The sequence below is a fragment of the Phaeovulum sp. genome, assembly GCF_047638075.1.
Classification (GTDB): domain Bacteria; phylum Pseudomonadota; class Alphaproteobacteria; order Rhodobacterales; family Rhodobacteraceae; genus UBA6197.
This window is the reverse complement of record NZ_JBLJBV010000105.1, coordinates 1-6,870: the sequence shown is the minus strand read 5'-3', so window position 1 is coordinate 6,870 and position 6,870 is coordinate 1. Positions and strand designations below refer to the sequence as shown.

General features: G+C 60.6%; 8 protein-coding genes and 1 pseudogene. 4 read left to right on the top strand and 5 right to left on the bottom strand.

Annotated elements, in window-relative coordinates:
• Nucleotides 1-1,075: pyridoxal phosphate-dependent aminotransferase (locus ACM62R_RS15600; protein ID WP_415184967.1), on the bottom strand; the 1,075-nt coding region annotated here is incomplete at its 3' end.
• An 84-nt stretch (nucleotides 1,076-1,159) separates the two neighbouring features.
• Between ACM62R_RS15600 and ACM62R_RS15595 the strand changes: the two genes are divergently transcribed.
• From ACM62R_RS15595 to ACM62R_RS15585, 3 genes are all read left to right on the top strand, one after another.
• Nucleotides 1,160-1,549, top strand: a complete 390-nt coding sequence (locus ACM62R_RS15595; RefSeq protein ID WP_415184966.1) for a helix-turn-helix domain-containing protein — start codon at nucleotides 1,160-1,162, stop codon at nucleotides 1,547-1,549.
• Complete coding sequence (locus ACM62R_RS15590; RefSeq protein WP_415184965.1) at nucleotides 1,549-1,827, top strand: succinate dehydrogenase assembly factor 2; 279 nt, start codon at nucleotides 1,549-1,551, stop codon at nucleotides 1,825-1,827. Before ACM62R_RS15595 ends, ACM62R_RS15590 begins: the two co-directional genes overlap by 1 nt.
• A gap of 96 nt (nucleotides 1,828-1,923) precedes the next feature.
• Nucleotides 1,924-2,421, top strand: coding sequence for a MarR family winged helix-turn-helix transcriptional regulator (locus tag ACM62R_RS15585; protein WP_415184964.1), 498 nt, complete (start codon nucleotides 1,924-1,926; stop codon nucleotides 2,419-2,421).
• A gap of 128 nt (nucleotides 2,422-2,549) precedes the next feature.
• Here the strand turns inward: ACM62R_RS15585 and ACM62R_RS15580 are convergent, their stop codons facing one another.
• The 3 genes from ACM62R_RS15580 to ACM62R_RS15570 are packed head-to-tail and all read right to left on the bottom strand — an operon-like array spanning nucleotide 2,550 to nucleotide 5,381.
• Complete coding sequence (locus ACM62R_RS15580) at nucleotides 2,550-2,978, bottom strand: VOC family protein (RefSeq protein WP_415184963.1); 429 nt, start codon at nucleotides 2,976-2,978, stop codon at nucleotides 2,550-2,552.
• A gap of 54 nt (nucleotides 2,979-3,032) precedes the next feature.
• A complete protein-coding gene (locus ACM62R_RS15575; RefSeq protein WP_415184962.1) occupies nucleotides 3,033-4,382 on the bottom strand; it encodes a surface lipoprotein assembly modifier in 1,350 nt (449 codons plus the stop codon).
• A 3-nt stretch (nucleotides 4,383-4,385) separates the two neighbouring features.
• Complete coding sequence (locus ACM62R_RS15570; RefSeq protein ID WP_415184961.1) at nucleotides 4,386-5,381, bottom strand: hypothetical protein; 996 nt, start codon at nucleotides 5,379-5,381, stop codon at nucleotides 4,386-4,388.
• Nucleotides 5,382-5,590: 209 nt separating this feature from the next.
• Between ACM62R_RS15570 and thyX the strand changes: the two genes are divergently transcribed.
• Nucleotides 5,591-6,496, top strand: coding sequence for an FAD-dependent thymidylate synthase (gene thyX / locus ACM62R_RS15565; RefSeq protein ID WP_415184960.1), 906 nt, complete (start codon nucleotides 5,591-5,593; stop codon nucleotides 6,494-6,496).
• A 168-nt stretch (nucleotides 6,497-6,664) separates the two neighbouring features.
• Here thyX and ACM62R_RS15560 read toward each other — a convergent pair.
• A pseudogene (locus ACM62R_RS15560) lies at nucleotides 6,665-6,870 on the bottom strand (oligoendopeptidase F); the annotation flags it as partial.

Genomic DNA, 6,870 nt, shown 5'->3' with positions numbered 1-6,870 from the left:
CGGTCTCTTCCAAAAGCGCGCTGGCAAAGGCTTCATCATCGGTGATCTTGCTGCCCCCGGCGCTGGTTTTGCCGATGATTTCCGCGATTGACGGGTAGACGTAGAATGCGCCTTCCGGTGTGGGGCAGCGGATGCCGGGGCAGGCGTTCAGCCCGGCCACGACCAGATCGCGCCTGCGTTCAAACACTTTGCGGCTGTCGCGGATATAGTCTTGCGGGCCGGTCAGCGCTTCGACCGCCGCCCATTGGCTGACCGAGCAGGGGTTTGAGGTGGATTGCGATTGCACCTTGCCGATGGCCTTGATCAGAGGTTCGGGGCCTGCGGCATAGCCAATCCGCCAGCCGGTCATCGCATAGGCTTTGGAGACGCCGTTGCAGGTCAGCGTGCGCCCGTAAAGCCCCGGTTCAACCGCCGCCGGGGTGGCAAACTCGAAATCATCAAAGACCAGATGTTCATACATGTCGTCCGTCATCACCCAGACATGCGGATGGCGCATCAGCACATTGGTCAACTCTTTCAGCTCTGCCGCCGAATAGCCCGCGCCCGAGGGATTCGAGGGGGAATTGAAGATGAACCATTTGGTTTTCGGGGTGATCGCGGCCTCAAGCTGATCGCCGGTGATCTTGTAGCCGGTCTGCATCGGGCCGGTCACAAAGACCGGGGTGCCCCCGGCCAGCAGCACCATATCGGGGTAGCTGACCCAGTAGGGCGCGGGGATGATCACCTCATCGCCGGGGTTCAGCGTGGCCACCAGCGCGTTGTAAAGCACCTGTTTGCCGCCGGTCCCGACCGTCACCTGCGAGGGGGTGTAGGCAAGGCCGTTTTCGCGGGCGAATTTCGCGCAGATCGCGGCCTTCAGTTCCGGGATGCCGTCGACGGCCGTGTATTTCGTGCGGCCCGCGTCAATTGCGGCCTTTGCGGCGGCCTTGATATTGTCGGGCGTGTCAAAATCCGGCTCGCCCGCGCCCAGCCCGATAATATCGCGCCCGGCAGCTTTCAGTTCAGCTGCTTTTTGCGTGACTGCGATGGTTGGCGAGGGTTTTACCCGGCCAAGCGTATCGGACAAGAAGGCCATGATCGGGGAACTCCGGTTTGTATCTGCCGCTGCAAAGTCTTAGGGTGGCATGATCACGCGATCAAGCACGAAGAGGAAAGAGCGATGGAGGCCGAAACAACCGCCGGCTGGTTCAGCGGCGCCGCCGCGACCTTTGGTGACAGACTTGAGGGTGCCCGCGAAGCCGCCGGCATGACCCAAGAGGCACTTGCACGGCGCCTTGGGGTGCGGCTGACCACCTTGCAGGCCTGGGAAGGCGACGCCGCCGACCCGCGCGCGAACCGATTGCAGATGCTGGCAGGGATGCTCAATGTCTCTCTCATGTGGCTGTTGACGGGTGAGGGCGACGGCATTGACGGGCCCAAGCCCGCGCCAACCGAAATGAGCCTGGCCGCGGTTTTGGCCGAGGTGCGCGCCTTGCGGGCCGGGCTGTCGGGGCTGGACGGGCGGTTGGAGCGGCTGGAAAAGCGTCTGACGACCCAAGGAGGGGTGTGATGAGCGAAACGGAAGAAGCCGGGTTGAAACGCATGACAATGCGCAGTTGGCGGCGTGGGATGAAGGAAATGGATCTGATCCTGGGCCCTTTTGCCGATGAAACGCTAGCGCAGCTATCTGCAGCGGATCTTGTGATTTATGATCGCCTCCTGGGCGAGAACGATCAGGAAATCTACACTTGGATCATGGGCACCCAGCCGACGCCTGCCCCCTATCTGGATTTGCTGACGCGAATCAATGCCTTTGCACGGGTGCGCCACACACCTGATTGTTCCTGATTTGCATTTCTTTTGATCTTTATTTGTTCCGATTAACCGAAACTTCGGAAATCTTGGTCAAAGTCAGCCTTGGGCAGCGACTTGACGGAGAAACGAATGACAATGCAAACCTCTTTGATGGCAGCCCCCGAAGCGGGGATCATGGCCGGTTATCTGGATAGTCTGGCGCTTGTGGAACGGCTGCATCGGCTGCTGCTGGATGTGGTCAAGGACGAATTTGAACGATTGGGCATACTGGAAATCAACGCGGTACAGGCGCTTTTGCTGTTTAATGTGGGTGACCACGAGGTGACGGCGGGCGAACTGAAGACGCGCGGATATTACCAAGGCTCGAACGTGTCCTATAATCTGAAAAAGTTGGTGGAAACCGGCCATATGCACCACCAACGCTGCGAGATTGACCGCCGTTCGGTCCGGGTGCGGTTAACGCCAAAGGGGCGTAACCTCAGCAATGCCGTCGCAGAGCTGTTCGCGCGTCATGCCGCAGGCATGGAGGATCGCGGCATTATCGGGCGTGAGGGGATGGAAGATGTGAACCAGTTGCTGCGCCGGATGGAGCGATATTGGACCGATCAAATCCGGTTTATCTATTAGGGATGCTGCGCCGGCTGCCGCCGATAGGGGGCTAACTGCGCCCCCCGCGCCACTTTTTTCAAGGTGCCCTCCCCCAAAGAAATTTCAACCAAAGCGAAACGGGCTTTGGTGGGGCAGGGGCGTTGGCGTTACCAGTGGCCGGTATTTTCCATGCTGGCCCAAGGCTCCGCGGGGGGCAAGGCTTCGCCCATCTGCAAAAGCTCGATCGAGATGTTGTCGGGACTGCGCACGAAGGCCATATGGCCGTCGCGCGGCGGGCGGTTGATCACCACGCCATTGGCTTTCAGATGCGCGCAAACGGCGTAGATATCATCGACAGCATAGGCCAGATGGCCGAAATGCCGGCCGTCCGAGGGCAGGCCCGGGTCGCCATCCCAGTTGTGGGTCAGCTCGACCGGGCATTCCTCTTGCCCGGGGGGGGCCATGAAGATCAGCGAAAACCGTCCCGCCTCTGAATCGATCCGCCGCACCTCTTCAAGGCCCAAAAGCCGATAGAAGGTCATGGACTTTTCCAGATCCAGAACCCGGACCATCGTGTGCAAATATTTCAGTTTCATTGAAAACCTCCTGCCGTTTGCCGCAGCATAGCACCCCGTGCCGCGACTGTCCGCCTAGAAGGCCGACCGAAAGCCCAGCGTTATGCCCAGATTGCTGCTGTCATAAAGGCTGACGTTGGAATCTACGCGGCTGGCACGCAGGCCCAATTCGGGCGCAAAGCCCAGATAGTCGAGGTTGCGGAAAAACAGCGTCACCCCGGCCTCGGCGCGGGTGTCGTGCCGCCCGTCGACCGTATAGGGCGAGGCGTCAAAATCGCGCCGCCCAAGGCTGGCAAAGGCGGTCACTTCGGCCCCCGCCACAAGTTTGCCAAAGCTGTAGCCCAGTGTCGCGTCCAGGCTGGTATGGTCGATGCTGATCGAGTCTGACGCCACAACCCGCCAATCCAGATCAAGGCTCAGCCGCCCGGTTGCATACGCCCGCTGAACGCCAATCCCGACCGAGGCCACATCCGCCGACCGCGCTGCCTGATCCAGCCGCCATTGCCGTTCAACCCCGCCGCGCAGTTGCAAAACCGCCCGTTCCGATAGCGCAAAGCTGCGGCTCAGATCGGCCTGAGCGTAGGTCGACAGCGGATCGCCCCCATACCAGTTATGCCCCAGCGTCAGCAGCGCCTCGACCTCGCCGCCTGTGGATGTGCGGCGTTTGTGCAGGGCATAGACCTCAATTTCGGAAAATGCGTAATCGCTGGCGCGCGCCATCGGTGCCTTTTCGCGCGCACTGTCTGATAGCCGATAGACCCGGCTTGAAAGCTTTGCCCCGACCTCGCTTAGCGTGTTGGCGGTTTCCCAAATCCTACGCCCGACGGATAGCGACAGCCGCCCCTCCAGCCCTGACAAGGCCTTGGCATCAGGCGATAATTCCAGCGGAATCGCACCCAGCATCAGCACATCGGCCGAGCTACCTCCGTTGATATTGGACGAAGGCGCCGCCCCGGCATTGACCGAAAAGCGCCACGGATTCCGAGCGCGCACATAACGAAAATCCCGCATGGCAAGCTGGCGGGCGCGCTCATCCGGGGCCGCCTGAACCGCGCGCCGCAGCCAAAATTGCGCCGAGGTGCGGCGGTTGTCCGAAGCGTCGGCCTGCGCCCGCGCCAGCGCCGCCGCGTACTGCTGGGCCGGCGTTTGGGCCGTTTCCCAGGCGGCCTTGGCGGCCTTGCGGGCGGTGGCATAGTCCCCCAGATCGCGCGCCGCACGCGATTTCAGCAACAGCGCGGTCCAGTCATGGGGATCGCGGCCCAGCAGCGCGTTGGAAATGGCCAGCGCCGCACCGGGCTTGCCCGACGCCAGCGCAAGCTCACCAGTGTGGCGCATATCCTTCGGCGCCAGCACCAACGGATCAGCGTGCAAGCCCCCTGCCAGCAGCACCGTCAGCACCAGTGACAGGGCAAACAGCCAACGCATGGCTTAGGGGCGGGTCAGCAGGAAGCCGCCGGTTTCGCGTACGGTGACATTCTTGTAGCGCGCATCCTCGGCGGTTACGACGATGACACCCACCACTTCGTTAACCCCTTCACCCGACAGCAGTGCGTAATAGTTACCGTTTTCGTAAAGTTCGTCCTCACCGTCGCCATTGCGAACATGGCTGTTCAGCGCGCCCGTGATTTCACCGTTGCTATCGACATGCCCCGGCCCAACGACAAAGGTTAGCGTCGGCAAGGCGGAGATGCTGGGGTTAACGAACTTGTCCTGCATCCCGGCCACGACCTGCGCGGTAATATCAGTTCCGTTGATGTCAAAAACCTTACGGTTGGTGACAGAACCCTTGACGGCCTTACCGTCGTTGAAGTCCTTGAAGTCGATATCAACTGTCATTGCGCCAGTGGCGTATTCGATGCCACTGCGACCGTTAAAATCGCGCAGCGCCATATAGTCGCCCGAGAATCGGGCCTGCCCTGTTGACGGCAGCGGCAATGTAACCCGTCCATTTCGGCTGTAGACGAAACCTCCAAATCCGTAATTGACGTAAGAACCGGTCCTTACGATTGCAAATTCGACGTCGCCGCTGGTGCTGGTTCCCAAAATGGCGCGATGCAAAAACTGATCAATCGGTACGCCGGTCAGGCTGTCGGGGGTACTTGCCGGACCTTCGTATACCCGGAAAGGCCCCGGATTAAGCGCACCCGGCGGGGTTAGACGGCTATAGGTATTGCCCCCGTCAAAGGCGAGGTTGTCGACGGTAAAGGTGTCATCCGCTGAATTATAATTGAAACTCTGCGCAAAGCCGCTTCCATCCTCAGTCTTTGCCTCATAGCGCGTGATCCCGCGTGTGGCCGTCGGGTTCGGCGTGCCGGGCAAGGGTGCCACTGACTCGGGCCCGTCCGTCTTCGGCTTCACAATCGACGCGCCGCTGCAGGACGCCAAAGCTATCATTGCCGCCAACGGCAGGGCATATCTCGACATTCATAATTCTTTCACTGAACCAGCCTCGTCGTGAAAACTGTCGAAAACACCCCGGGAAGTCAACGTTTAACCCCGGATCGCGCGGGTTTCGCCGCGATGTGGCGCGGTTGCGCATCACCCACCGCAGGTAGCGGTTCCTTGGGTCGCATATCCCAGATATAGTTCCCCCGAATCTGTTCCCTGCCAGCGCACCGACCCCGGAGAACCCCATGCCCCTTACCCCCGAACAGGCCCAGGAAATCGCTGAGGCCCGTAGCCAGACCCAACCCACGCTACGCGCCACCGCGCCGGGGATGGAGGCGCAGCTTTATACCGCGCATCCGGTGCTTGATCACGGGTTGGTCCGCGTCATCGACTATTTGGGCGATGATGCCGCCATCTGTCAGGCTGCCCGCGTGTCCTACGGGCGCGGCACCAAGGCGGTGACGAATGACGAAGGGCTGATCCGCTATCTCATGCGGCACTGGCACTCGACCCCGTTTGAGATGTGCGAGGTCAAATTCCACGTCAAATTGCCGGTGTTTGTCGCCCGCCAGTGGATCCGTCACCGCACCGCCAACGTCAATGAATACTCGGCCCGCTACTCCATTCTCGACCGCGAATTCTACATTCCGGCGCCCGAACATCTGGCCGCGCAATCGACGATCAACAATCAGGGCCGCGGTGAGGTTCTGCAAGGTGACGAGGCCGCCCGCGTGCTTGATCTGCTGCGCGAAGACGCGATGCGCAGCTATGACCACTACGAAGACATGCTTAGCCAGGACGGTCAAAAAGGCCTCGCGCGGGAATTGGCCCGGATGAACCTGCCCGCCAATGTCTACACCCAGTGGTATTGGAAATGCGATCTGCACAACCTGTTCCAATTTCTACGGCTGCGCGCCGATGCCCACGCCCAATATGAAATCCGCGTCTATGCCGAAACCATGTGCCAGATCGTGAAAGACTGGGTCCCCCACGCCTACGCCGCATTCGAGGACTACCGTCTTGGCGGGGTCAACCTGTCGGGCAAGGCGGTCGAGGTCCTGAAACGCCGCTTGGCCGGCGAAACTGTCACCGCCGAAAACTCTGGCATGAGCAAAGGCGAATGGCGCGAGTTTGAGGGGGTGTGGGGCTAACCCAGCATCCCGGTGGTTCAGCGTGGTCTGTGGTGTTTTGGCCCGCGCGCTGAACCCGGTCAGGGCCTTGAAAGCCTTTCGCCGCGTTTGATACACGGGGCTTGTAGAAAAACCGGCCAGATATTGGCCGGTTTTGGGGTGCCGTCCGCCACAGGGCTCAAACGCCCTTCAGTCTTCCATTGCTTCCAATTCGTCGATCATACCCGCGATCATCGACAGGCCCTTGTCCCAGAAAGCCGGGTCCGAGGCGTCAAGCCCGAAGGGCGCCAGCAATTCCCTATGATGCTTTGATCCGCCAGCTTTCAGCATCTCAAAATATTTCTGCTCAAAGCCCGGCAGGCCGGCCTCATAGGTTGCGTAAAGGGCGTTTACCA

Excerpts from the sequence above, each read along its gene's own strand:
- ACM62R_RS15590 (WP_415184965.1), top strand. The coding sequence starts at position 1,549 with ATGAGCGAAACGGAAGAAGCCGGGTTGAAACGCATGACAATGCGCAGT.
- thyX (WP_415184960.1), top strand. The coding sequence starts at position 5,591 with ATGCCCCTTACCCCCGAACAGGCCCAGGAAATCGCTGAGGCCCGTAGC.
- ACM62R_RS15580 (WP_415184963.1), bottom strand. The coding sequence starts at position 2,978 with ATGAAACTGAAATATTTGCACACGATGGTCCGGGTTCTGGATCTGGAA.
- ACM62R_RS15575 (WP_415184962.1), bottom strand. The coding sequence starts at position 4,382 with ATGCGTTGGCTGTTTGCCCTGTCACTGGTGCTGACGGTGCTGCTGGCA.
- ACM62R_RS15595 (WP_415184966.1), top strand. The coding sequence starts at position 1,160 with ATGGAGGCCGAAACAACCGCCGGCTGGTTCAGCGGCGCCGCCGCGACC.
- ACM62R_RS15585 (WP_415184964.1), top strand. The coding sequence starts at position 1,924 with ATGACAATGCAAACCTCTTTGATGGCAGCCCCCGAAGCGGGGATCATG.
- ACM62R_RS15570 (WP_415184961.1), bottom strand. The coding sequence starts at position 5,381 with ATGTCGAGATATGCCCTGCCGTTGGCGGCAATGATAGCTTTGGCGTCC.